Source organism: Pseudonocardia sp. CA-142604 (assembly GCF_050948475.1).
GTDB lineage: Bacteria > Actinomycetota > Actinomycetes > Mycobacteriales > Pseudonocardiaceae > Pseudonocardia > Pseudonocardia alaniniphila.
Genome location: NZ_CP192045.1, coordinates 1,882,884 through 1,908,365, shown reverse-complemented (window position 1 = coordinate 1,908,365; position 25,482 = coordinate 1,882,884). Strand labels below are relative to the sequence as shown.

The following is a 25,482-nucleotide window of genomic DNA, read 5'->3' as shown; positions in this document are numbered from 1 at the left end:
TCGCGGATCCTGGGGCCCACTTCACCCGACCGACGCAACGTCATCGCGGCAGCCGGGCCTTCACCACCTTGCCCATGTCGTTCCGGGGAAGGGCGTCGGTGAACCGGACCTCCCTGGGGCGCTTGTGCGGCGCCAGCAACCTGGCGACGTGATCGACCAGATCGCGCTCGGCCGGTGGTGGACCCGCGGCTACGACGAACGCCACGATCCGCTCCCCCAGGTCGTCGTCGGGCACTCCGATGACCGCCACCTCGGCCACCCCCGAGTGCTCCAGCAGCGCGTTCTCGATCTCGCCCGCACCGATCTTGTAGCCACCCGACTTGATCAGGTCGGTGGCGCTGCGCCCCACCAGGGCGAGCGCTCCGCTCTCCGTCCAGCGCCCGATGTCGCCGGTGACGAACCAGCCGTCGGGGGTGTGCGCAGCGGCCGTGGCGTCGGGGCGGTTGAGGTAGCCGTCGAAGAGCCCCGGGCCACGCACCTCGACGGAACCGAGGCCGTCGGCCTGCTCCCCGGCCAGCGGGGCGAGCCGCACCTCGGTGCCCCGCAACGGACGACCCACCGCGCCGGGCTCCGGCTCGTCCTCGGCGCGGGCGGCGGTGAGGATCAACGTCTCGGTGAGCCCGTAGCGCTCGCGGACCGCGAGCCCGGTGGCCCGATGCAGCCGGGCGTGGTCGACGGCGGTGAGTGCCGCCGAACCCGACACCAGGAGCCGAGCACGGCCGATGGCCTCGCCTGCGGCCGGGTCCGACTCGAGCTGGTCGGCCAGCCGGTGGTACTGCGTCGGGACGCCGAAGACCATCGACGCGCCCGCCTCGGAAAGCGTCTGCGCGTCGAGCGTGCCGATGTGGTGCAGACTCCCGCCGCGGCGAAGCGGCCCGATCACCCCGAGCACCAATCCGTGCACGTGGAAGAGCGGAAGCGCGTGCACGAGGTGGTCCTCGCCCGTCCACGCCCAGGCGTCGGCCAGCGCGTCGAGGTTGGAGGCGACGGCGCCGCGCGACAGCACGGCGCCCTTGGGCGGCCCGGTCGTGCCGGACGTGTAGATGACCAGTGCGGGCTCGCTCGCCTCCGGCTCGTCGCCGGGTACCGGCGCGGAGGCCGCCAGGTCGACGTCGTGCCGGGGAACCGAGGCCAGCGGCCCGGGGAGCTCCGCACCGGGAGCGGCCAGCACCAGCTCGGGTGCAGCGTCGGCGAGGACGTGGCCGAGCTCCCGCTCCCCCAGCTTCGGGTTCAGCGGCACGGCCGTGACGCCGGCGAGCAGCGCCGCGGTGATCCCGACCGCCGTGTGCAGCGTCGGAGTGGCATGCACGGCTACCCGCTGCCTGCCGTCGAGCGCCGCGGCCAGAGCGCCGGCCGCACCCGCGAGCTGGGGGTAGGTCAGCGCGAGGCTCGTGTCACCCACGCCGAAGCGCAACGCTGGACGGTCCTGCGGATCATGAAGGGCGGGGAGCAGACGGGTCACCCGACCACCTTGCCCGGGTTGAGAATTCCCTGCGGATCCAGGGCCGCCTTGACCGCTCGCTGCATCGCGACGACGTGCGGGCCGAGCTCGCGGCGCATCCCGGCCAGTTTCAACAGCCCGACCCCGTGCTCGCCGGTGACCGTGCCGCCGAGCTCGAGCGCGGCGTCGATGATGTCCTCGAACGCCGCCTGGGCCCGCTGCTTGGCGGCCTCGTCGCCGTGCGGGGTGAGCATCAGCGGGTGCAGGTTGCCGTCGCCCGCATGCGCGACGGTGGCGATGAACGTCTCGTGCCGGGCCCCGATCTCCTCGATGCGGCGGAGCATCTCGGCGAGCCGGCCCCGAGGCATGCAGACGTCCTCCGTGAGCATCGCCTGGCCGAGCTGCTCCAGCGCGGGGTACGCGAGCCTGCGCGCGTCGAACAGCGCCTCCGCCTCGACCGGGTCGGTGGACAGCATCGCCTCACGCGCCCCGGCCGCCACGAACTCGGCGTGGATCGCCTCCGCCTCCTGCAGCGCCCCGGGCTCCGGGAGATCGGTCTGCGCGAGCAGGAGCGCGGCCGCGTTGTCGGGGAGCCCGGCGTTCTTCCACTTGTTCACCGCTTGCAGGCAGAACCGGTCGATCAACTCGAACGCCGCGGGATGCAGACCGCGCGCCGTGACCCGGGAGACGGCGTCACCCGCGGCGGCGAGATCGTCGAAGAACCCCACGACCGTCCGCGGCGGGCTCGTACGGAGCGGGCGCAGCCGCACCGTGGCCTCGGTGATCACCCCGAGCGTTCCTTCGGAGCCGACCATCAACCCGGCCAGGTCGTACCCGGCCACGCCCTTGGCGGTGCGCCGACCCAGACGCACGACCTCGCCCGCGGCGGTGACGACCTCCAACGCCAGCACGTAGTCACGGGTGACCCCGTACTTCACGCAGCACAATCCGCCGGCGTTGGTGGCGACGTTGCCCCCGATCGTCGACCACGGGGAGCTCGCGGGGTCGGGCGGATACCAGAGACCGTGCTCGGCGACCGCCGCGCGCAGGTCGTTGTTGACCACCCCTGGCTGCACCACGGCCAGCCGCTCGTCCGCGTTGATCTCCAGGATCTCGCGCATCCGCTCGGTGGACAGCACCACGCAGCCGTCCACCGCGTTCGCGCCACCCGAGAGACCCGTGCCCGCGCCGCGCGGGACGACGGGTCGGCCGTACCGCGCGCACGCGGCGACCACCGCTGCGACCTCCTCCGTGCTGCGCGGCCGCACCAGCGCCGCCGCACGCCCGTACGGCGCCCATTCCGCCTCGTCGTGCTGGTAGGCATCCACGACGGCGGCGTCGGTGACGATGCGGTCGGCCGGCAACGCCGCGAACAGGTCGGCGACGAGCGGGTCGGGCGGAGCGAGCGGAGCAGAGGCATCGGAAACGGCCATGGCGTGACGCTAGCCAACCGTGCGTGCAACCGCGCCTCCCGCAGCCGATCAACGGCGAGAGCGGCGGAAGATCGGCGCCTGCCGGGCGGCTCGTGATCCTGCCGATCCCCGGATCAGCTCCGGTGAGCGCCGAGGCGCGCCGCCACCGCTCGGCCCAGCAACGTCCCGGATCGCCATGCCGTCTCCACCCGCGAGCTGCCCCAGCTGTCCCCGGCGAGCGCGATCCCGTCGTCACCGAGGTGGAACGGACGGTCGCGATCGGCGGCGGGTGCGGCGTGACGCCATCCGTGGGCGACGGTCCACGACGGCGGCGTGCGGACGTCCAGCAACTCCCGGATGGCCTCGACCGCCGGACCGACGGCACCGGCGGGATCCGCCTCATGCGCGCGGGCGACGTCGGCGGTGGTGTGTGCGACGAGCACCGGAGCCCCGTCACCTCTCCGGTCGCCGTCGTCGGCGATCAAGGACAGGACCGGATGATCGTTGACGAACGCGGCGCTCATCTCGGGCCATTCCCGCGAGGGCCAGCCGGCCACGACGGTGATCACCGGCCGCCACTCACGACCGGTCAGTTCCGCGGTGGCGGAGGAGGCGGGGTCCACGAGGCGCACCGCCTCCGGGTCGGGCATCGCGAGCACCACGACGTCGGCGGGCGTGCCGTCCACGTCGGGCCCGTGCCCCACATGACGGATCTCGTGCCCCAACTCGATCGTCAGCCCCGCCGACAGATCCGCCACGAGGCTCGCCAGACCTCCGGGCGCGGCCCAGCGCATCGGTCCGGGCGAGCGGCCGCGGCTTCCGTCGCCCAGCACGGCGAGCTCGGACGTCCACGGCCGCGCCAGCCCTGCCGCCCGCCAGCGCTCCACGACCTCGGCGAACTCCGCGTCCCGCACGGTGAAGTAGGCCGCGCCCATGTCGACGGGCCGCCCCTGGATCACCCGGCCGCCCATCCGCCCCCCGACGGCCCCGGAGCGCTCCAGCACCCGCACAGGCACACCGACCGCACTGAGCGCATGACCGCAAGCAACACCAGCGATCCCGGCCCCCACCACCAGAACACCCACCCCAAAACGCTATGCCACCCCGCACTTCGGAGCCGTAGTGATGTCAGCGGGGCCGCGTAGCAGCTCTACGGCTCCACAACGCCCTTGAGGGCTGCTACGCGCTCTAGGCGGGATTTCCACCAGCTTTCGCGGTCCCCCGGTGCTGCTAGCGCGGCTCGGTTTACCGGGTCGGGGGCCTTGCGGGGTACTGCTAGCCAGCCCTCGTTCGGCACCAGGGGGGTGGCCACCACGTCGGCCGTGAGCAGCGCGCCGGTGCCGAACCCGCACGCAAAGTCCAGGTCGGGCAGCGCACCGGCCAACGCCAGCTCCGCAGCCAGGCCGACGCTCGTCTCCAGCGCGGACGACACCACGCACGGCAGCCCGCACGCCTCCGCGACGGCGAGCGCACGGCGTACCCCGCCGAGGGGAGCGCACTTCAGCACGGCGATGTCGGCCGCGCCGGCGACCGCCACCCGCAGCGGGTCCTCGGCACGGCGGATCGACTCGTCGGCAGCGATCCGCACGTCGACCTGACGGCGCACCGCGGCGAGCTCCTCGATCGTCCGGCACGGCTGCTCGACGTACTGCAGCCCGCCCGCCGCACGGTCCAGGGCCCGGATCGCGGCGACGGCCTCGTCGACGTCCCAGCGCGCGTTGGCGTCCACGCGCACCGCGCCGCCGGGGCCGAGTGCGTCGCGGACCGCGGCCACGCGCTCCAGGTCGTCCGGCAGCGAGCCGGGCGCGTCGGCGACCTTGACCTTCGCCGTGGAGCAGCCTGACGCCCGGACGATCTCCTGCGCCCGCTCCGGCCCGACGGCCGGGACGATGCAGTTCACCGGCACCCGGTGACGGACGGGCTCCGGCCAGCCCTCCTCAGCGGCCTCGACGGCGGCGGCGAGCCACGCTGCCGACTCGGCGTCGTCGTACTCGGCGAAGGGGCAGAACTCGCCCCAGCCCGCCGGGCCGTGCAGCAACATCCCCTCCCGCACGGTGATGCCGCGGAACCGGGTGGTCATGGGGATGGCGTACACGGCCTGATCGAGCACGGCTCCGACCCTAAGCCCAGCGCCGCGACGGCCCTCGCGGGCGCGAAGCGGGCGACTCACGGGGTCAGGTCAGCAGTTCGTGGTCGGACGGGCGGACCTTGCGAGTGCGGCGGCGGAAGGCGAACGTGTACCGCGGCCAGAGCACGCGGTTCCTGCCGTGCGCGTCGAGGTACCAGCTCGCGCACCCGCCCTCCGTCCAGACGGAGCCTGCGAACCTGCGCTGGACCGTGGCGTTGAAGGCGTCCTGCCGGTCGCGACGGGTGTCGATGGCCACCGAGCCGTTCTCGTCGAGGAGACGCAATGCGTCGAGCAGGTAGTTCAGCTGCGACTCGATCATGTAGATCATCGAGCTGTGGCCGAGGCCGGTGTTGGGACCGGTCATCGTGAAGAGGTTGGGGAAACCGGCCACCGTGGTGCCCAGGAACCCCTCGCGGCCGTCGCGCCAGACGTCGGCGAGTTCCAGCCCGTCGCGGCCGGTGATGCGGGCCAAGCGCCCGAGGCCGTCGGCCACCTTGAATCCGGTGCCGAAGACGATCGTGTCGACCTCGTGCTCGACGCCGTCGGCCGTGACGACGGCGGTGGGCGTGACACGCACGACCTTCTCCGTGACGAGCTCGACGTTGGGCCTGGTCAGGGCGGGGTAGTAGTCGCTGGAGAGCAGGATGCGCTTGCAGCCGATGGTGAAGTCCGGCGTGAGCTTGGCCTCGAGGTCGGGGCGGTCGGCGAACGTCCGCGCGAGGTAGGCGCGGGCGAACTTCTCGACCAGCGCCATCCGCTTCGGTTTGAGGAATCCGGTGAGCAGGCTTTCGTTGCGCGCGTAGATGAGTGCCCGCGAGAGCTTCTGGACGGCAGGCGCGGCCCGGTAGATGCGCTGCCACAGCGGGCGCACCTTCCGGTCGGGCTTCGGCAGCACCCACGGTGCGGTGCGCTGGAAGAGCGTGAGCCCTGCGACCTGCGGCTGGATGGCCGGCACGAACTGGGCTGAGCTCGCGCCCGTGCCGATCACGGCGACACGCTTGCCGCGCAGGTCGTGGTCGTGGTTCCAGCGAGCGGAGTGGAAGGTCGTGCCGGCGAACTCGTCGAGCCCGGGGATGTCGGGCATCGACGGCTCGTGCAGTGCGCCCGTGCCCCAGACCAGCACGCGGGCCGTGAGGCTGCTGCCGTCCGCCAGCCGCACGGTCCAGTGCCGGCCGCTCCACTCCGCGGCGACCACCGTGGCGCGGAACCGGATGCGCGCGCGCAGGCCGAACCGCTCGGCGATGTCCTCGAGGTAGGCCCGGATCTCGGGCTGTCGCGCGTAGAGGCGGCTCCAGTCGGGGTTGGGGGCGAAGGAGAACGAGTACAGATGCGACTGGACGTCGCACGCGCAGCCTGGATACGTGTTGTCGCGCCAGGTGCCGCCGAGGCTCTCGCCCTTCTCCAGGACGATGAAATCGTTGCGGCCCGCCTGCGCGAGCCGGACGGCGGCGCCGAGGCCGGCGAACCCGCTGCCGACGATGGCGACGTCCACGGCCTCACCGGCGACGTCCGGGGTCGGCTGGCTCATCCCGCTCCTCCCGTAGTGGGTACCCGGGCGAAGTTACCACAGGTAAGTTACTGGCGGTAGGTTTCAGTTGCCTGCGATAGTGGACCCCGTGGACCCCAGCAGGCCCCGCCGCCGGGTGAGCCGCGCCGAGCGCGAGCGGCAGATCCTGGACGCGGCCGTGGCGGTGTTCGGCGAACGCGGTTACCAGGCGGCATCCATGGACGTGGTGGCCGAGCGGGTGGGCGTGACGAAGCCCGTGCTGTACGCCCACTTCGGCTCCAAGGAAGGCCTGCTGCTCGCGTGTATCGCCCGGGCCCGCGCCGAGCTGCTCGAGGTGACCACGGCGGCTGCGGCGTCGGCGCACGGGCCGGAGGAGATGCTGCGGCGCGGCACCCTGGCGTTCTTCGAGTACCTGGAACGACGCGAGCCGGCATGGACCCTTCTGTACTCGGAGTCGACCGTGGCGGGCGAGGCCCTCGAGGGCATCAGAGCCCAGCAGACGGACTTCATCGCCGCCCTGCTCGCCGCCCAGGCCCCCGATGCCGATCCGCAGCGGCTGGCCGGGTGGGCGCAGGTGATCGTCGGAGCATGCGAGCGGCTCGCGCTGTGGCGCGGGAGCGAGCGGACGGTCACCAGCGAGCAGGCGACGGGGTACCTGATGGACCTGGTCTGGACGGGCCTGTCCGCCGTGGGGAGCACACCGGCACAATCGTCGCGATGACGACGACGGCACCCCGGCTGCTGCAGGTGCAGCGCAGCGAGCGGATCACCCCGCGGATGATCCGCGTGACCCTCGCCGGATCGGAGCTCGCCGGATTCGCCGGCGAGGGACCCGACCGCCGCATCAAGATGTTCTTCCCCGTGCCGGGTCAGGATCGGCCCGCGGTGCCGCGGGCGACGTCGGGCGGACCGGTGTGGCCCGCCGGGGAGCCCCGGCCGGTGATCCGCACCTACACCGTGCGGCGCTTCGACGCCGGCGTGGGCGAGCTGGACGTCGACTTCGTGCTCCACGAGGGCCACGGACCCGCGGCCGCGTGGGCACGGGAGGCGAGCCCGGGCTCGTGGGTGGGCGTGTCGGAGCCCGGCGGCCGCTACGAGCCGGACCCTGCGGCTGACTACCACGTGGTGATCGGCGACGAGACGGCTCTCCCGGCGGTGGCCACCGTGCTGGACGCCCTGCCTGCCGGGGTGCCGGCCATCGCCTTCCTCGAGGTGGCCGACGCCGGCGAGGAGCAGCAGCTGCCGGGAGCGGCCACGGTGCGGTGGGTGCACCGCGGCGACCGCGAGCCCGGCAGCCCGCTCAGCGAGGTGGTGCAGGCCGCGCAGTTCCCCACCGGCGCCGGGCAGGCATGGCTCTCCGGCGAGTCGGCCTGCGTGCGCGACCTGCGCAAGCACCTGCTCGACGAGCGCGGCCTGGACCGGCGCCGGGTCTACGCCACGGGCTACTGGCGCGCCCGCTGACCCGTCCCCGACGCCGGCGACAGCGGGACCGCGCCGGTCAGCCGATGAACTGGTAGTCGGTGCGGATGCGACCGTCTCCGTCGAGGACGAGGAACTCCAGGCCGCCGCCCACCGGCTCCCCGTCGGCCAGCGACACCATCTCCCAGTGGAACTTGACGACGCCGGCAAGGGCGACGGCGTCGGGACGCGTCCGGAACACGTGCTTGCCGGGCGCCACGAATTCCTCGTAGGCCAGGGCGACCCTGTTCTCGAGCGCCGCGTGCCCGCGCACCTCGAACGTCGGAGTCACCCCCAGCGCACTCGCCGTCGCCACGACCGCCTCCGGCGGCTGCAACAGCTGGACACCGTCCTCGGCCCACAGCTCGCCGATCAGCTGCCTGCGCCGTTCGGCGTCGGGTTCGTTCCAGACCGACGTATAGCGGTGGCTGAGCTCCTGCGCGTCCGGCACTGCGATCTCCTGGATCTCTTGCGTGGGCATGCGACGAGCGTCGCTCCGGGCATTGCGACCGGCAATTCCCGCCGAGGAATGACCCGGCGGCCCGGAGACGGAGCTCACGCCGGCAATGGCACCACCGGCGTTTCCGTAGCCGGCCGAGGTCGCTGCACCGGCTCGGCGGGGCCCACGTGCGCATCGAGCCAGGCGAGGACCGGGGCGGCCGAGCGCCACGTGGCACGCACCCACTCCAGCGGTTGGCGCGTGGCGAGCCACTCGCCCGCGGGCCGGGAACACGTGAGCTGCAAGCCGCGCCTGCGCAGCAGCGCGATGCGGGGGTGCTCGGCGCCGAAGCCCCGTGGTGTGCCGGTGAGCGGGCGTCCCGGATCGGGCACGAGACCGTCGAGCCCGGCGAGCAGTGCGGTGAGCTCCTCCCCCACCGGCCCGTCGACCGCCGCCCGGTACCGCCGGAGCTGACCGGCGTCGAACGACCAGTGGCCCGCTGTGACCGACAGCGCCGACGCCGACAGCACCACGGCGAGAGCCGACCCCCCGGAGGTGGTGGCCACACCCCCGGTGTCGGTGCGGTACGGCGGGGCGTCGGGCCGGAACCGCCTGTTGACGGCAGGCCGCAGCACACGGACCGGCCCGAACTCGGGAGCCAGCTCAGCGGCGAGGGCCAGCATCGGCGCCTGCACCGCGGCGGCATGGCGGTGGCGCTGCGCAGTCCAGAACTCGCGATTGTTGTCGGCGGCGATCTCGGCCAGGAACACCGTGGCGTCGGCGGGCCATCCCTCGAACACGTCCATCTCGTCCCCCTCGGGTACGGTCGGCTGCAGTTGATCGATGGGCACTTGGACGACGCGGTGAGTCCGGCGGTTCCACAGCGGGCGCACAGGTTTCGCCCATCGACGGCACAGTCCTGCGCGCGATGCTGGTTAGCATGTCGACGATGAGGGACCAGGCCACGGCGTTGCGGCGGGCCGATGGCAGCCCGATCCGGATCCTCGTCGTCGACGATGAGGCCTCGTTGTCCGATCTGCTGTCGATGGCCCTGCGCTATGAGGGATGGGACGTGCGCGCCGCGGCCGACGGCACGTCGGCCGTCCGGGCCGCGCGGGAGTTCCGGCCCGATGCCGTCGTCCTCGACGTGATGCTGCCCGATTTCGACGGCCTCGAGGTGTTGCGCCGCATGCGTGCGGAGACCCCCGACGTCCCCGTGCTGTTCCTGACCGCCAAGGACGCCGTGGAGGACCGGATCGCGGGGCTCACGGCGGGCGGCGACGACTACGTCACGAAGCCGTTCAGCCTGGAGGAGCTGGTCGCCCGGCTGCGCGGGCTGCTGCGCCGCTCCGGCATGGCGGCAGCCCGGCAGGGCTCCGAGCTCATCGTGGGCGACCTCGTGCTGGACGAGGACAGCCACGAGGTGCGCCGGGGCGATGCACCCGTTGAGTTGACGGCCACCGAGTTCGAGCTGCTGCGATACCTCATGCGCAACCCCAAGCGCGTGCTGTCCAAAGGACAGATACTCGACAGGGTGTGGAACTACGACTTCGGCGGCCAGTCCAACGTCGTCGAGCTGTACGTCTCCTACCTGCGTAAGAAAATCGACGCCGGCCGCACACCCATGATTCACACCGTCCGGGGCGCGGGCTACGTGCTCAAACCGGCGGCCGGGGGGTGAGGAGCCGCTCGCTGCGGACGCGGCTCGTCGCGACGCTGCTGCTGCTCCTCGCCGTCGCGTCGGCCGTGGTCGCACTGGTCACGGCCCTGACGCTGCGCGGCTTCCTGCTCAGCCGGCTCGACGGCGACCTGCGGGTGTCGAGCCGCGTGCTCGCCCGCATCGACTCGGACTCGACGCTGCTGCCTCCGCTCGACGCCGAAGAGCGGCCCGGACTCCGCCCAGCCGACAGCCTGAGCGCTGTCCTCCGGCACGGCCAGGTCCTCTCCGCGTGGGTGTTCACCCGCGACGGCGGGGTGCAGCCGGTGTCGCCCCAGGAATACCCCGACCTGGCCGCTGTCCCCGTGGACCACGCACCGCTCAGCGCCGATCTCGGCCCGCTGGGCGTCTACCGTCTCGTGGCGTTGCCGGGCGGGAGCGGCGACGTGATCGTCACCGGGTTCACAGAACGCACCGTGCAGGACACGGTGGCCCGGCTCGTCACCACCGAGCTGATCGTCGCCGCGGTGACGCTGCTGGGCGCGGGTCTCACCGGTGCCGTCCTCGTGCGGCGGGAGCTGGAACCGCTGGAACGGGTGGCGGCCACCGCAGCGCGGGTCAGCACGCTCCAGCTGGACCGCGGTGAGGTCTCGCTGGTGGAGCGGGTGCCCGACACCGACCCGCACACCGAGGTGGGTCAGGTCGGGGCGGCCCTGAACCACATGCTCGACCACGTCGGGGCGGCGCTGGAGGCGCGCCAGGACAGCGAGACGCGCCTGCGCCAGTTCGTCGCCGACGCGAGCCACGAGCTACGCACCCCGCTCGCGGCGATCCGCGGCTACGCGGAGCTGAGCAGGCGCGGGGAGCTACCGGCCGACGCCGAGTACGCACTCGTGCGGATCTCCGCCCAGTCCGAGCGGATGACCACCCTCGTCGAGGACCTCCTCCTGCTCGCCCGGCTCGACGCCGGCCGGCCGCTCGAGCGCCGCGAGGTCGACCTGACGCGGCTCGTCGTCGACGCGGTGAGCGATGCGCACGCCGCAGGCCCCGGGCACCGCTGGCAGCTCGATCTTCCCGAGGAGCCGGTGACCGTGCCCGGCGATGCGCTGCGGCTGGCCCAGGTGCTGGCCAACCTGCTCGCCAACGCCCGCACGCACACGCCGCAGGGCACCACGGTGACCGTCGCCCTCGCCGTGGAGTCCGCAGGCGCCCGGCTTGAGGTCGTGGACGACGGGCCGGGGATCGCGCCCGAGTTGCTGCCCCACGTGTTCGAGCGGTTCGCGCGCGGCTCCACGTCGAGGTCGCGGGCGAACGGCAGCAGCGGGCTGGGGCTCGCGATCGTCGACGCCGTGGTCGCCGCGCACGGGGGTTCGGTGCGGGTCGCCAGCGTCCCGGGCCGTAGCACGTTCATCGTGCGCCTGCCGAGCGTCGCGCCCGAGCAGACGGTGCCGCTGCGCGTCGTACACAGCGGCCTTTCACCCTCCGGCAATCCTGCAGACGGCGTGTGCACGGATGCCGCGGACCGCGCGGACACCACCGCTGCCCCGGCAGAGGCCGACGGCGATGTCGCGCCGGTGCCTCACCCGCCCCGCCCCTGAGCTCCTCGTCAGGAGCGCCCCGCGTCCCGTTCGGGTGATCATGGGGGCGCCGTCCGGAATCACAGCGGCCGCACAGGCATCCCATTGGGATGGCACAGGCCGAATCTCCAGCCTCGGCGCATATGACCACCACGCTTCCGGCCACCGCCGACCCGCCACACATCGGGTGTCCGCAGCCGCGCCGTACCTCGGCCCGGGCGCGGCGGGCCGTGGTGGTCGTCCTGCTCGCGGCCACCGCGGTGCTGTATCTGTGGGGTCTCTCGGCCTCGGGCTGGGCCAACGCGTTCTACTCCGCGGCCGCGCAGGCCGGCGGCGTGAGCTGGAAGGCGTGGTTCTTCGGATCCTCGGACGCCGCCAACTCGATCACGGTGGACAAGACGCCTGCGGCGTTGTGGGTCACCGGCCTGTCGGTGCGCTTCTTCGGGCTGAGCAGCTGGAGCATCCTCGTCCCGCAGGCGCTGGAGGGCGTCGCCACGGTCGGGCTGCTGTACGCCTCGGTGCGGCGCACCGCAGGCACTGCGGCCGGGTTGCTGGCTGGTGCGACGCTCGCGCTCACCCCGGTCGCCGTGCTGATGTTCCGGTTCAACAACCCGGACGCGCTGCTCACGCTCCTGCTCGTCGCGGCGGCCTACGGCACGCTGCGCGCCGTCGAGTCGGGCCGGACGCGGTGGCTGGTGCTCGCCGGCGCGTTGATCGGGCTCGGGTTCCTCACCAAGATGCTGCAGGCATTCCTGGTGGTGCCCGCGTTCGCGGCGGCGTGGCTGCTGGCAGCGCCGGTCACCTTCGGGCGCAGGCTGCGCGACCTCGCGCTCGCGACCATCGCCCTGGTGGTGACGGCGGGCTGGTGGGTGCTGGTCGTCGAGCTGTGGCCCGCGGACTCGCGGCCCTTCATCGGCGGCTCGCAGACCAACAGCGTGCTCGAGTTGGTGTTCGGCTACAACGGCTTCGGCCGGTTGACCGGCAACGAGGTCGGCAGCGTCGGCGGTGGGGCGGGCGGCCGGACGGGCGGCTGGGGCGAGACCGGCCTGACGCGCCTGTTCGACGCGGAGCTCGGCGGGCAGGCGTCGTGGTTGCTGCCGGCGGCGCTGGTGCTGCTCGTCGTGCTGCTGTGGTCGACGCGCCGGGCCCCGCGTACCGATCGGCTGCGCGCGGCCACGGTGGTCTGGGGCGGGTGGTTGCTCGTGACCGCCGCGGTGTTCAGCCTGATGGCGGGGATCTTCCACCCGTACTACCTGGTCGCGCTGGCGCCCGCGATCGCGGCGCTCGTCGGCATCGGGGCGGTGACGCTGTGGCGGCGCCGGGCCGCGGTCGCGCCGCGGGTGCTCCTGGCCGTGCTCGTCGCGTTGACGGCCGGATGGGCGTTCGTGCTGCTGGGACGGACCCCGCAGTGGCAGCCCTGGCTCGCGCCCGCGGTGCTCGTCGCGGGCGTGGTCGGCGTGGTGGGTCTGCTGGTCGTGCACCGGCTGTCGTACGGGCCGGCCGCAGTGGTCGCGGTCGTGGCCGTGGTGGCCTCGTTCGCCGGCACCAGCGGATTCGCGCTGGCCACGGCGGCCGTCCCCCACACCGGAGCGATCCCCTCCGCGGGACCCCAGCGGTCCGTTTTCGCGTTGTCCGGCCTGCGACTGCCCGGGCTGCACGGGTTCGGAGGTAAGAACGGAGCCGATCGACCCGCCCGGCCCGGACCGCGCCGGTCAGGGCCCGGCGCCGGACCAGCGCGCTGGGGACTTCTCGGCGGCGGATTCGGCGGTCTCGCGACGCTCCTCGACTCCCCCGCGGTCTCGCCGGACGTCGACGCGCTCCTCGAGCGCGATGCCGCCGACTACACGTGGGTCGCCGCCGCTGTCGGGTCCAACAACGCCGCCGGATACCAGCTGGCCACCGGCTCGCCCGTGATGGCCGTCGGCGGGTTCAACGGCACGGATCCCTCCCCCACGCTCGAACGGTTCCAGCAGCTCGTGGCGGACGGGCAGGTGCACTGGTTCGTCGGCGGCGCGGGACCGGACGACACCGCGAGCGGCGGGAGCGACGAGGCCATCCGGATCGCGAGGTGGGCCGCGTCGAACTTCACCCCGGTCACGGTCGACGGCCGGACGCTCTACGACCTGACGAAGCCGGTGGCGCCGTGACCGCCACCCTCGCCCCGAGCGGTCCGCCGCCCGTCACGGCCCTGCCGCCTCCCCGGCGTCGGCACGAGCGCCTCGGCCTGGTCGTGCTGCTCGCCGCTACCGCGGTGCTGTACCTGTGGGACCTGAGCGCGTCCGGATTCGCCAACGACTTCTACGCCGCGGCCGTTCAGTCGATGACCCGCAGCTGGAAGGCGTTTTTCTTCGCCTCGTTCGACGCCGGCAACGTCATCACCGTCGACAAACCACCGGCGTCGCTCTGGGTGATGGCGCTGTCGGGACGGATCTTCGGGTTCTCCTCGTGGAGCATGCTCGTGCCGGAGGCGCTGATGGGCGTCGCCACGGTCGCCCTGCTCTACGCCGCGGTGCGCAGGGTCAGCGGACCCGGCGCCGGGCTGCTCGCCGGCGCCGCCATGGCACTGACGCCCGTCGCCGTGCTGATGTTCCGGTTCAACAACCCCGATGCCCTGCTCGTGCTGCTGATCGTGGCCGCCGGGTACGCCACCGTCCGCGCGGTCGAGGCCGCCTCCACGCGGTGGTTGCTGTTCGCCGGGGCCCTCATCGGGTTCGCGTTCCTGGCCAAGATGGGGCAGGCGCTGATCGTGGTGCCCGCGCTCGCACTGGCGTATCTCGTGGCGGCGCCCACGGGGTTCTGGCGCCGGGTCCGCCAGCTCGTCGCCGCGGGGTTCGCCCTCGTCGTGGCGGCAGGCTGGTGGGTGGCCACCGTGGATCTGTGGCCCGCCGCGGACCGTCCGTACATCGGCGGCTCGACGACCAACAGCGTGCTCGAGCTCGCACTCGGCTACAACGGGCTCGGCCGGATCTTCGGCCACTTCGGCATGCCCCACCCACCCGGCGGAGGCGCAGCGGCGCATCCCCCAGCCGAGGTCCCGCACGAGGCGATGCCACCACATCCCAGCCCCATGGGTGGCTTCCCCGGCTTCGGCGGCGGACCCGGCCTCACGCGCATGTTCGGCACCGAGGTGGCCTCGCAGGTCTCGTGGCTGCTGCCGGCCGCGCTCGCGCTCCTCGTGATCGGGCTGTGGTCGACACGGCAAGCCCCTCGCATCGATCGCACCCGAGCGTCCCTCCTGCTGTGGGGAACGTGGACGGTCGTGTCAGCGCTGGTCTTCAGCCTGGCGGCGGGGATCTTCCACTCCTACTACACGGTGGCGCTGGCTCCGGGGGTCGCAGGACTGGTCGGCATCGGCGGCCACGAGCTGTGGCGCCACCGGGCAACGTTGGCAGGCCGGGTCGCGGCAGCACTGGTCGTCGGCGGCACGGCGGTGTGGTCGGTGGTGGTGCTCGACCGCTCCGCGGAGTTCCTGCCGTGGCTGCGCTGGGTGGTGGCGGTCGTCGGCGTTCTCGCCGTACTCGCACTGCTGGTGCGGCCGGGCGGGCGGCGTCTCGGCGCGGTCACCGCGCTCCTCGTGTTGCTCACCGGTGGCCTCGCTCCTGCCGCCTACGCCGTGCAGACCGCGACGACTCCACACACCGGCAGCACGCCGAACGCCGGACCACCCACGGGTGCCGCGAGCCTGTTCCTCGAGCAGCTCCGGCGCCATGCCGACTCGCTCCCGTTGGGCGTGGCGGCCCTGGTCGGCGGACCCGATCCGCAGATCGCTCCCGATCTCGTCGCCCTCCTGCGGCACGCGGGGACGACGTGGTCGGCAGCCGCGATCGGCGCCCAGGCCGCCTCGCCCCTCGCCCTGGCCAGCGGCACCTCGGTGATGTCCGTCGGCGGGTTCTACGGCGCGGATCCCGCTCCGACCCTCGCGCAGTTCCAGGGCTACGTCGCCGCGGGACAAGTGCACTACTTCTTCGTGGGCAAACGGGGCCGTTCCGGTGGGCAAGAGCGGTCCCCGATCGCCCGGTGGGTGGAGGGTTCCTTCGCCCCCGTCGACGTCGGCGGACAGACGCTCTACGACCTGACTCAGCCGGTGCACTGATCGCCCGCAGCGGGGGATGTCGATCTCTTGGCGACAAGGTTCACCCCGGCGACAGTCCACGCCGGACCGTGTCTGACCTCGCGAAACGGGCGGACAGGCGAGGTTGCTATGACATGAGCAGCATCACAGCCGGAGGGGCCTACGCACAGCCCGCGCACAGGATCGGCACAACGGCGGGACAGCGACCCCACCAACGATCGCCCATATGAGCGTCGACAGCGCCCCGCATATCGCCCCCGCAGGCCGGTCTCTCCCTCCCGTGCTCGACGTTGTCGTCCCCGTCTACAACGAGGAAAAAGATCTGGCCCTATCGGTACACCGCCTGCACAGCCACCTCAGCGAGCACTTTCCCTTCTCGTTCCGGATCACGATCGCCGACAACGCGAGCACCGATGCGACACCACGCATCGCGGCCGAGCTCGCCTCCGAGCTGACCGGCGTGACCGCGATGACGATGGTGCAGAAGGGCCGTGGCCGGGCGCTGCAGGCGGCCTGGTCGAGGTCGGATGCGCAGGTGCTCGCCTACTGCGACGTCGACCTGTCGACGGACCTGGCGGCAATGCTTCCGCTGGTGGCGCCGCTGATCTCCGGGCACTCCGACCTGGCGATCGGTACACGCCTCGGTCGCGGCTCCCGCGTGGTGCGCGGCGCCAAGCGGGAGTTCATCTCCCGCGCCTACAACATCCTGCTGCACGGGGCGCTGGCCGTCCGGTTCTCCGACGCTCAGTGCGGCTTCAAGGCCATCAGGGCGGACGTCGCAGAGCGGCTGCTGCCGCTGGTGGAGGACACCGGCTGGTTCTTCGACACGGAGCTGCTCGTACTGGCGGAGCGCAGCGGCCTGCGTATCCACGAGGTGCCCGTCGACTGGGTGGACGACCCGGACAGCCGGGTGGACATCGTCAAGACCGCCGTGGCTGACCTCAAGGGTGTGTTCCGGGTCGGCCGGGCGCTCGCCACGGGCCGGCTCCCGGTGCAGGAGCTGCGCGGCCAGCTCGGCCGGGGCGCACTCACCGGGCCGGACGTCGCCGGCGTGCCGCGGGGGCTGCCGGGCCAGCTGATCCGGTTCGCGGCGATCGGCGTGGTCAGCACACTCGCCTACCTCGTCCTGTACGCGTTGATGCGCGGCCCGCTCGGCGCCTTCAACGCCAACCTGGTGGCGCTCGTCGTCACGGCCATCGGGAACACGGCTGCGAACCGCAGGGTCACGTTCGGCGTGCGCGGCGGGGCGGCTGCCGCGGCCCACCACTTCCAGGGCCTCGTCGTGTTCGGCCTCGGGCTCGCCCTCACCACGGCGGCACTGGCTGCGCTGAAGGAGTGGGCACCGGAAGCGGGCAGAGTCATGGAGCTGATCGTGCTCGTCGCCGCGAACGGGGTGGCGACGATCCTGCGCTTCATCGCGTTCCGGTCGTGGATCTTCCGACCGCGCCGGAGGGTCACGGCGGGCCCCCAGGAGGCCCGTCCATGACCGCAGTCGTCGCCGAGAGGCTGCCCCGGATCGGCGCGCTGCCGCAGATCCGGCGCGATCGTCTCGCGCTGGGTGTGCTGCTCGCGGCCACCGCCGCGCTCTACGTGTCCGATGTCGGCGCCTCTCGCTACTCGAACACGTACTACTCCGCGGCCGTCTGGTCGATGACGCAGAACTGGAAGGCCTTCTTCTTCGGTTCCTTCGACATCGGCAACGTCTCGACCACGGACAAGACCCCGGGATCGCTGTGGTTGATGGCGCTGTCGAGCCGGATCTTCGGTTTCTCCCCATGGAGCATGCTCGTCCCGATCGCGCTGACCGGCGTAGCGACCGTCGCTCTCGTCTACGCCGCCGTCCGGCGGATCAGTGGGCCCAACGCCGCCCTGCTCGCAGGTGCAGTGATGGCGCTGACGCCGGTGGCCGTACTGATGTTCAGGATGAACAACCCCGACGCGCTCGCCACCCTGCTCATGGTCGGCGCGGGCTACGCCACCATCCGCGCGATCGAGTCGGCATCCACCCGCTGGCTCCTACTCGCCGGAGTGCTGCTCGGGTTCGGGTTCCTGACCAAGATGGGCCAGGCCTTCATGGTCGTCCCCGCACTCGCGCTGGCCTACCTCGTAGCAGCCCCGACCACCGTGTGGCGCCGCATCGGCCAACTCCTCGCGTCCGGCGTCGCCATCGTCGTGGCGGCCGGATGGTGGGTGGCGATCGTCGAACTGTGGCCCAAAGACGACCGCCCCTACATCGGTGCCTCGCAGAAGAACAGCGTGCTCGAGCTGGCGCTCGACTACAACGGTGTCGGCCGGCTCGTCGGCGACGACAAGCACGGCACCACCGGCGGGATGCGAGGGGGTGGCTTCGCCAGCACCCCCGGCATCAGTCGCATGTTCAGCGACGAGGTGGGGTCACAGGTGGCGTGGCTGCTGCCCGCCGCATTGATCCTGCTGCTGATCGGGCTCTGGCTGACCCGCCGCGCCCCACGCACCGACCGCGTCCGCGCGTCCCTGCTGCTGTGGGGCGTCTGGACGCTCGTGACGGGGGTGGTCCTCAGCTATGTCGCGGGTGACTTCCACTCCTACATCACGGTGACGCTCGTCCCCGGCATCGCGGCACTGGTCGGCATCGGCGGCCACGAACTGTGGAAGCACCGGGCGACGCAAAGGGGCCGGATCGCGCTCGCGGTGACCGTGGCGGTCACGGCGGCCTGGTCGGTGGTGCTGCTCGAGCGCTCACCGGACTTCCTGCCGTGGTTGCACTGGTTGGTCGCACTCGTCGGTGCGCTCACCGTGGTCGCGCTGCTGGCCCGGCCGGCCATACGGCGCTGGGGGGTGGTCACCATCACCCTGGCGACGCTCACCGGCCTGATCGCACCGTTCGCCTACGCCATCGACACCGCGGTGACGCCACACGCCGAAAAGCCGAGCGCCGGCCCCAAGGTCGACTACGGCATGAAGGACGATGACGACGAACAGCCCGCCGACTTCGATCCCTCCGCCCCGTCGGGTACGGACGCGCTGTTCACTCCGCTGCTGGGATTCCAGCCGGAGTTCGTCACGACGCTGCAACAGGCGGGGACGAAATGGTCGGCGGCGACGGTGGGTTGCCGCGATGCCGCGGTTCCCGCGCTGGCGAGCCTCACCTCAGTGATGTGCATCGCCGGGTTCAACGGCAACGACCCGGCGCCCACGCTGGAACAGTTCCAGGGCTTCATCGCCGCGCGTCAGGTGCACTACTTCATCCTCCCGGAGCCCAGTCGGCGTTTCAAATCTCCGATCACGAAGTGGGTGCAGGCCAACTACCCGGGCTCCGTGGTCGGTGGGCAGATGCTTTACGACCTGACCCGGCCTCCGCAACCACAGCCCCAGGCCTGACCGCTGACGACCTGCTCATAGGCCTCGGGCCGCGCTGATCCGGCCCGGATCGATGGCCGGTCCGGGTTTCCCCGTTCCGAGAACTGGCGGCTGGACGAAATCACCGGGCATTCGGCGGAGGTGGCGTACTCGCCAGATCTCGCATTGGGCGAGCGCCGAGGTGCGCGGCCTCCAAGCCCGGGGAGGGCCGGCGCTCCGGCGTTCCACCCGCCCTGCTTTCACGATTGACTACTACTACTACCATTACTGTTACTATTACTACTGGCGACTCCTTCCATTTCCATGTCGCTCCATCCCGCAACCAGTGTGAGCGCCGCGACGGGAACCTGCAACCATTTCGGAGTGCCGCGCCTGCTTTGCCAGGAACACGGCTCGGAAAGTGGACAGCAGACTGACCCGGGATTCGAATGGCTACCCGACGACGTACCGATCCCGTACGCTCAGTACCCGTACACGGCTGGTCCGTGGGCATCTGTCCGAAATCGAAGCCATCGAACCGATCTGCACGATGTACGACGGGACGGAAAAGCTATCTGCTTCATCCCATTGATGGCGCTACCACGGGGCGGCGCTGATCGTCCTCACCGCCGCAAACGCACTGGCAACGATCCTGCGGTTCGTCACGTTCCGTTCGTGGATCTTCCGCCCGAGGCGCTCCGGCGCCCCTGACGCCCAGGAGATCAACCTGTGACTGCAACCGTCGCCGAAAGGCTCCCCCGAATCGGAGTACTGCCGCAGATCCGGCGCGATCGTCTCGCGCTGGGCGTTCTGCTCGCCACCACCGCCGCTCTCTACGTGTCCGATCTCGGCGCCTCTCGCTACTCGAACACGTACTACTCCGCGGCCGTCTGGTCGATGACACAGAGCTGGAAGGGCTTCTTCTTCGGTTCCTTCGACACCGGCAACATCACGACCACGGACAAGCCACCGGGATCGCTGTGGTTGATGGCCTTGTCGAGCCGGATCTTCGGTTTCTCCCCGTGGAGCATGCTCGTCCCGATCGCGCTGACCGGCGTAGCCACGGTCGCTCTCGTCTACGCCACCGTGCGGCGGGTCAGCGGACCCAACGCCGCCCTGCTCGCGGGCGCGGTGACGGCGCTGACGCCGGTGGCCGTACTGATGTTCCGGATGAACAACCCCGACGCGCTCGCCACCCTGCTCATGGTCGGCGCGGCGTACGCCACAGTCCGCGCGATCGAGTCGGCTTCCACCCGCTGGTTGCTACTCGCCGGAGTGCTGCTCGGGTTCGGGTTCCTGACCAAGATGGGCCAGGCCTTCATGGTCGTGCCCGCGCTTGCGCTGGCCTACCTCGTGGCAGCCCCGACCACCGTGTGGCGCCGCATCGGCCAACTCCTCGCCTCGGGTGTCGTCATCGTCGTGGCGGCCGGATGGTGGGTGGCGATCGTCGAGCTGTGGCCCACCACCGACCGCCCCTACATCGGTGGCTCGGCGGACAACAGCGTGCTCGACCTCGCACTCGACTACAACGGTGTCGGCCGGCTCGTCGGCGACGACAAGCACGTCGTCACCGGCGCGACGCCAGGGGGCGGCTTCGCCAGCACCCCCGGCATCGGTCGCATGTTCAGCGACGAGGTGGGTTCGCAGGTGGCGTGGCTGTTGCCGGCCGCATTGATCCTCCTGCTGATCGGGCTCTGGCTGACCCGTCGCGCCCCTCGCACCGACCGCATCCGTGCGTCTCTCCTCATGTGGGGCGCCTGGACACTCGTCACGGGGTTGATCCTCAGCTTCGTCGCGGGTGACTTCCACTCCTACATCACGGTGACGCTCGTCCCCGGCATCGCCGGACTGGTCGGCATCGGCGGACGCGAGCTGTGGAAGCTCCGAGCGACGCAGCACGGCCGCATCGCGCTCTCCGTGATCGTGGCACTGACGACGGCCTGGTCGGTGGTGCTGCTCGAGCGTTCACCGAACTTCCTGCCATGGCTGCGCTGGCTGGTGATCTCCTTCGGGGTGCTCTCCGTGATCGCCCTGCTCGCCCGGCCCGCCGGACGGCATTGGGAAACCGCGGCCGTCGCCCTGATCATGCTCACCGCGCTGCTCGCGCCGTTCGCCTACGCCATCGACACCGCAGCGATACCGCACGGCAGCAAGCCGCTCGCCGGCCCGCCCGCCGACCACGGCATGAAGGACGACGACTCCGACGAGCCCGCGGACTTCGATCCCTCGTCCCCATCCGGGGATTCCGCACTGTTCACCCCGCAGCTGGGATTCGACCCCGCGTTCATCACCCTGCTGCAGCAGGCGGGGACGAAATGGTCGGCGGCGACGGTGGGCTGCCGCGATGCTGCGGTTCCCTCACTGGCGAGCCTCACCCCGGTGATGTGCATCGGGGGGTTCAACGGCAACGACCCGGCACCGACGCTCGAGCAGTTCCAACAGTTCAGCGCCACCCGCCAGGTGCACTACTTCGTCCTCCCGGAGCCCAGTCACCGTTCCAAATCTCCGGTCACGAAGTGGGTGCAGGCCAACTACCCGGGCTCGGAGGTCGGCGGCCAGATGGTCTACGACCTGACCGTGCCCGCGCAACCGCAACCCCAGCGCTGAATGCACGGACGCGTGGATCACGTCGCTGAGCGCTGCGAGGTCACACCTACCGCTGGGAGACTGAGGCCGTGATCGATGTGCTCACGCGGGTGCTGGCAACCGTGCAGACGGGTGCCGAGGAAGCAGTCGGATCGGGACGCGCGATCGTGGCGCTGACGCGCTCCGGGGTGGTCCGCCCCATTCGCCCCGACCGACTGCTCGGGATGGGTCTGGGCCTGGTGCGCTACGGCTTCAGCATCACGGCCATCTACGAGATGGGGGCGGCCCGGCATCCCGACCGCACCGCGATCATCGACGAGGACGGCTCGCTCACCTACGGCGATCTGCACCGCCGGACCGACGCCATGGCCCGCGGTTTCGCCGCCACCGGCGTCGGTCCGGGGGTGCGAGTCGGGGTGCTGTGCCGCAACCACCGCGGCGCCGTCGAGGCACAAGTCGCGGTGGGCAAGCTCGGGGCAGACGTCGTTCTGCTCAACACCGGGCTCTCGGCAGGGCAGCTCCGTGACGTCGCGACGGAGCAGAAGCTGCACACCGTCGTCGCCGACACGGAGTTCGGCGCGGCGCTGGCCGGGCTGCCGGAGGACTGCGCGGTCGTTCACGACCTCACCGAGCTGGACGGCTCCGGTTCGCTGCCGCTGCGACCTCCTGCGGGCCGCACGATCGTCCTCACCTCCGGCACCACCGGCACGCCCAAGGGCGCGCGCCGACCGCCGCCGCGCAGCCTCGCCCCCGCGGCGGCGATCCTGTCGACGATCCCGCTGCACGCCGCCGAGCCGGTGCTGATCGCGGCACCGCTGCTGCACACGTGGGGTTTCGCCGCGCTCCAGCTGGCCGCGCTGCACGGAGCACCGGTGGTACTGCGGCGGAAGTTCGACCCGGTCGGCTTCCTGCACGCGGCCGAGGAACAGCGCTGCGACGCCGTGTTCGCCGTGCCTGTGATGCTCAAACGAGTGCTGGAGCTGCCCGCTGCGGAGCTCGACGCCGCGTGGTCGACGCACCGGCCGCGGATCGTGGCCGTCAGCGGGTCGGCCCTGCCCGCCGATCTCGCCACGACGTTCCTGGACCGCTTCGGCGACGTGCTCTACAACCTCTACGGCTCCACCGAGGTGTCCTGGGTGAGCATCGCCTCGCCCGCCGACCTGCGCGCCGCACCCGGCACCGCGGGCCGGGCCCCGGCCGGCACCCAGCTGGTGGTGCTCGACGAGGACGGGCAGCCCGTTCCCGTCGGCACCGAGGGGCGCATCTTCGTGCGCAACGACATGCCGTTCGAGGGGTACACGCGCGAGGGCTCCGACGTCGAACGTTCCGGTGGGCTGCTCGGCACCGGTGATATCGGCAGGCTCGACGAGCACGGCAGGCTGCACCTCACCGGCCGGGCCGACGACATGATCGTCTCCGGCGGGGAGAACGTGCACCCCGGACCGGTGGAGGAGCTGCTGGCCGCCCGGCCGGAGGTGCGCGAGGCCGCCGTGAAGGGCGTCACCGACGAGCAGTACGGCCAACGGCTGGCCGCCTACCTGGTGCTCGAGCCCGGCTCCTCCGTCGATCCCGACGACGTCCGTGGCTGGGTGCGTGCCGAACTCAGCCGGTTCTCCGTGCCCCGTGACGTCGAGTTCGTCGACGAACTGCCACGCAACGCCACTGGAAAGGTCGTGCACCGGGAGCTCGGCTCCGACCGGAGCTGACGGAGACCTCACCCGCCTGAGTTAGGGCAGCCTTGGATAGGCTCGCCGGGATGACTGACGGACGAGTGGGCGCTGCACGGTGCGCGGTGCTCGCTCGCGCTCTCGGCGAACCGCTGGCGGGAACGGGCCCTGTGGCGTCCCGCTGGGTGTGTGTGGAGCACCGGGGCGCGTGGCCACGGACCGTCGGCAGCCACACCGACCCGTCGGTCGCCGCCTTCGTCGCGAACGCCGAGGCCGGCGGGTGGCGTCTGCTCCTGATCCGGCGCCCGGGCAGGCAGTGCGACGACCCCGACGGTCCCTCGCGCGTCTACCTCACCGACACCGCTCCCGCCACGGCCCGCACCACCGTGCTCACGGTGGCCGGGCCGGCGGAGCTCGCCGACGTGACCCTGCCCGGACCGGGCGAGTCGCTCCCCGGCGCCGCGGTCCCCGACCCCCTGCTGCTGGTGTGCACCCACGGCAGGCGCGACCGCTGTTGCGCCCTCGACGGGCGGGCGCTCGCCATGGCCCTCACCGGCGTGGACGAGCTGGACGTCTGGGAGTGCACCCACCTCGGCGGCCACCGTTTCGCCCCCACCGCGCTCGTCCTCCCCACCGGGTACACCTACGGATGGCTCGACCAGGCAGCAGCGGTGGCGGCGTACAAGGCAGCGGCGTCGGGCGAGGTCGAGACGGCGATGTGCCGCGGGCGCTCGACGTGGACGCCGGCCGGCCAGGTGGCCGAACTGGCGGTTCGCGCCGCCACTGGGCTGCGTGACGCCGGAGTGCTGCGGGCCGACCACGCTCCGGGCGGGGCGATCGTCACGGCGCAGGACGGCAGGCGCTGGTCGGTCGACGTCGCCGAGGTGGCAGGTGGGGCACGCCCCGCGTCCTGCGGCGACGACCCCGTGCCGTCCAGGGCGCTGCGGGCGGCCGGGATGCGTCGGCTCGCGTAACGTCCACGCGCGTGATCCCCCCTGCGGCGATCCCTCCGGTGGCGCCGCCTACCGAGTCTTCTTCTGGGTCCCCTTCTGGGTCCCCTTCTGCGGCGACGTCCGTCGCAGCCCTCTTCGCGCCGGAACCTCGCGTGGCCGAGCATCCGGCGGTGCTCTCCGCCGCCCGTATCTCCGCGAACGTGCTGGCCCCGCACGCCGAGGCCGCGGACGAGCCGGCCCGTGGCGTCGACCCCGCCCACCTCACGCTCATGGCCGAGCAGGGCCTGCTGTCGGTGAGGATCGCGGCCGCGGAGGGCGGCCACGGTGCCGACGACCGGGTGGACGCGGAGACGGTCGAGCTGGTCAGTGGGGCCTGCGGGGCCACCTGGTTCGTCACCACCCAGCACCGTTTTCCGCAGGCGCCCTCCCGAGGTCCGCTCCCGGGACTTCCTCCGGACGCCATCGAGCTCGGGCCCGCTGCCGCCCGCCACCGCGCAGGCCTGGCCTTGGCGAGCACCGGCGCCGGCATCGCGATCGCCCACATCCGCAGGCCCGGGCCGCCTGCGGTGCGCGCGGAGGCCCGCGACTCCGGCTGGGTGTTCTCCGGCACGGCAGACTGGTGCACCGGCTGGGGCCTGCTCGACGTCGTCATGATCGCGGCGTCCACCCCCGACGACCGGTTCGTGCTCGCGCTGCTGCCCGCCGCCGAATGCCCCGGCCTCCGCGCGGGCGCGGCGCTCCCACTGGCCGTCATGGGTGGTACGCGCACCGTCGCCCTCGAGATGGACGGCCTGCAGATCGACGCCGAGGACGTGCTCGCGACCGTCGACGCCCCGGCGTGGCGCACCCACGACGCCGCCCGCACCGCCAACACCACCCCGGCGTCGATGGGCCTGCTGCGCCGCACCCTTGTCGCGCTCGCCGAGCTCGGCGAGACGCGCGACCGGCCGGAGGCCGTCGAACTCGCCCTGGCGCTCGCTGAGCGCGCCGCCCACGTCCGGCAGGAGGCGTATGCCCTGCTCACCGGTGTTCCGCTGCACGAGCGGGTGCCCGAACGAACGATGCTGCGTGCCGAGGTCGCCGAGTTGGCGGTGCGCACGGCGAATGCACTGATCGCCGCCCGCTCGGGCAGCGCGCTGCTGCTGTCCAGCCCGGAGCAGCGGTGGGCCCGCGAGGCCGCGTTCCACCTGATCCAGGCACAGACGGCGGGAGTCCGCACCGCCCAGATGAAGGCCTTCGCCTGCCCGGAGTGACGCGGCCCGGCGCG

General features: G+C 72.1%; 19 protein-coding genes. 12 read left to right on the top strand and 7 right to left on the bottom strand.

Annotated features, from left to right (window positions below; genetic code table 11):
* Nucleotides 1-40: 40 nt before the first annotated feature.
* From ACQPZQ_RS08705 to ACQPZQ_RS08685, 5 genes are all read right to left on the bottom strand, one after another.
* Nucleotides 41-1,453: an AMP-binding protein gene (locus ACQPZQ_RS08705; RefSeq protein WP_433299074.1), complete on the bottom strand. Its 1,413-nt coding sequence runs from the start codon at nucleotides 1,451-1,453 to the stop codon at nucleotides 41-43.
* Between the two features lie 5 nt (nucleotides 1,454-1,458).
* Entirely contained in the window at nucleotides 1,459-2,874 is a 1,416-nt protein-coding gene (locus tag ACQPZQ_RS08700) for an FAD-binding oxidoreductase (RefSeq protein WP_433293854.1), read from the bottom strand.
* A gap of 113 nt (nucleotides 2,875-2,987) precedes the next feature.
* Complete coding sequence (locus tag ACQPZQ_RS08695; protein WP_433293852.1) at nucleotides 2,988-3,938, bottom strand: NAD(P)/FAD-dependent oxidoreductase; 951 nt, start codon at nucleotides 3,936-3,938, stop codon at nucleotides 2,988-2,990.
* 65 nt (nucleotides 3,939-4,003) lie between these two features.
* Entirely contained in the window at nucleotides 4,004-4,963 is a 960-nt protein-coding gene (locus ACQPZQ_RS08690; protein WP_433293851.1) for an o-succinylbenzoate synthase, read from the bottom strand.
* A gap of 64 nt (nucleotides 4,964-5,027) precedes the next feature.
* Nucleotides 5,028-6,509 carry a flavin-containing monooxygenase gene (locus ACQPZQ_RS08685; RefSeq protein ID WP_433293850.1) on the bottom strand — a complete coding sequence of 494 codons (1,482 nt, stop codon included), beginning with the start codon at nucleotides 6,507-6,509 and terminating at the stop codon, nucleotides 5,028-5,030.
* Between the two features lie 88 nt (nucleotides 6,510-6,597).
* On the opposite strand from ACQPZQ_RS08685, the gene ACQPZQ_RS08680 reads away from it, so the two are divergent.
* Both ACQPZQ_RS08680 and ACQPZQ_RS08675 read left to right on the top strand, forming a co-directional pair.
* Nucleotides 6,598-7,209 (top strand): TetR/AcrR family transcriptional regulator, encoded by a 612-nt coding sequence (locus tag ACQPZQ_RS08680; protein ID WP_433293848.1) that lies wholly within the window; start codon nucleotides 6,598-6,600, stop codon nucleotides 7,207-7,209.
* Entirely contained in the window at nucleotides 7,206-7,949 is a 744-nt protein-coding gene (locus ACQPZQ_RS08675; protein ID WP_433293846.1) for a siderophore-interacting protein, read from the top strand. The genes ACQPZQ_RS08680 and ACQPZQ_RS08675 overlap by 4 nt, the downstream gene beginning before the upstream one ends.
* 37 nt (nucleotides 7,950-7,986) lie before the next feature.
* On the opposite strand, the gene ACQPZQ_RS08670 is transcribed toward ACQPZQ_RS08675, so the two are convergent.
* Nucleotides 7,987-8,427, bottom strand: coding sequence for a hypothetical protein (locus ACQPZQ_RS08670; RefSeq protein WP_433293844.1), 441 nt, complete (start codon nucleotides 8,425-8,427; stop codon nucleotides 7,987-7,989).
* 74 nt (nucleotides 8,428-8,501) lie between these two features.
* The gene (locus tag ACQPZQ_RS08665) at nucleotides 8,502-9,191 is read right to left on the bottom strand and encodes a DUF2461 family protein (RefSeq protein WP_433293842.1); all 690 of its coding nucleotides are present in this window, start codon (nucleotides 9,189-9,191) and stop codon (nucleotides 8,502-8,504) included.
* Between the two features lie 143 nt (nucleotides 9,192-9,334).
* Between ACQPZQ_RS08665 and ACQPZQ_RS08660 the strand changes: the two genes are divergently transcribed.
* From ACQPZQ_RS08660 to ACQPZQ_RS08615, 10 genes are all read left to right on the top strand, one after another.
* A complete protein-coding gene (locus tag ACQPZQ_RS08660; RefSeq protein WP_379660279.1) occupies nucleotides 9,335-10,066 on the top strand; it encodes a response regulator transcription factor in 732 nt (243 codons plus the stop codon).
* A complete protein-coding gene (locus ACQPZQ_RS08655; protein WP_433293839.1) occupies nucleotides 10,063-11,640 on the top strand; it encodes a sensor histidine kinase in 1,578 nt (525 codons plus the stop codon). Before ACQPZQ_RS08660 ends, ACQPZQ_RS08655 begins: the two co-directional genes overlap by 4 nt.
* A 122-nt stretch (nucleotides 11,641-11,762) precedes the next feature.
* Nucleotides 11,763-13,766 (top strand): glycosyltransferase family 39 protein, encoded by a 2,004-nt coding sequence (locus ACQPZQ_RS08650; protein ID WP_433293837.1) that lies wholly within the window; start codon nucleotides 11,763-11,765, stop codon nucleotides 13,764-13,766.
* A complete protein-coding gene (locus ACQPZQ_RS08645) occupies nucleotides 13,763-15,712 on the top strand; it encodes an ArnT family glycosyltransferase (protein ID WP_433293835.1) in 1,950 nt (649 codons plus the stop codon). Before ACQPZQ_RS08650 ends, ACQPZQ_RS08645 begins: the two co-directional genes overlap by 4 nt.
* 205 nt (nucleotides 15,713-15,917) lie before the next feature.
* On the top strand, nucleotides 15,918-17,177 hold the full coding sequence (locus ACQPZQ_RS08640) for a glycosyltransferase (RefSeq protein WP_433293833.1): 1,260 nt from the start codon (nucleotides 15,918-15,920) through the stop codon (nucleotides 17,175-17,177).
* Complete coding sequence (locus ACQPZQ_RS08635) at nucleotides 17,174-19,051, top strand: ArnT family glycosyltransferase (protein WP_433293831.1); 1,878 nt, start codon at nucleotides 17,174-17,176, stop codon at nucleotides 19,049-19,051. The genes ACQPZQ_RS08640 and ACQPZQ_RS08635 overlap by 4 nt, the downstream gene beginning before the upstream one ends.
* 687 nt (nucleotides 19,052-19,738) lie before the next feature.
* Entirely contained in the window at nucleotides 19,739-21,616 is a 1,878-nt protein-coding gene (locus ACQPZQ_RS08630; protein WP_433293828.1) for an ArnT family glycosyltransferase, read from the top strand.
* Nucleotides 21,617-21,684: 68 nt separating this feature from the next.
* A complete protein-coding gene (locus ACQPZQ_RS08625) occupies nucleotides 21,685-23,301 on the top strand; it encodes an AMP-binding protein (protein WP_433293826.1) in 1,617 nt (538 codons plus the stop codon).
* 50 nt (nucleotides 23,302-23,351) lie between these two features.
* A complete protein-coding gene (locus tag ACQPZQ_RS08620) occupies nucleotides 23,352-24,236 on the top strand; it encodes a sucrase ferredoxin (RefSeq protein WP_433293824.1) in 885 nt (294 codons plus the stop codon).
* 131 nt (nucleotides 24,237-24,367) lie between these two features.
* Nucleotides 24,368-25,468, top strand: a complete 1,101-nt coding sequence (locus ACQPZQ_RS08615) for a hypothetical protein (RefSeq protein WP_433293822.1) — start codon at nucleotides 24,368-24,370, stop codon at nucleotides 25,466-25,468.
* The last annotated feature ends 14 nt before the right edge of the window (nucleotides 25,469-25,482 follow it).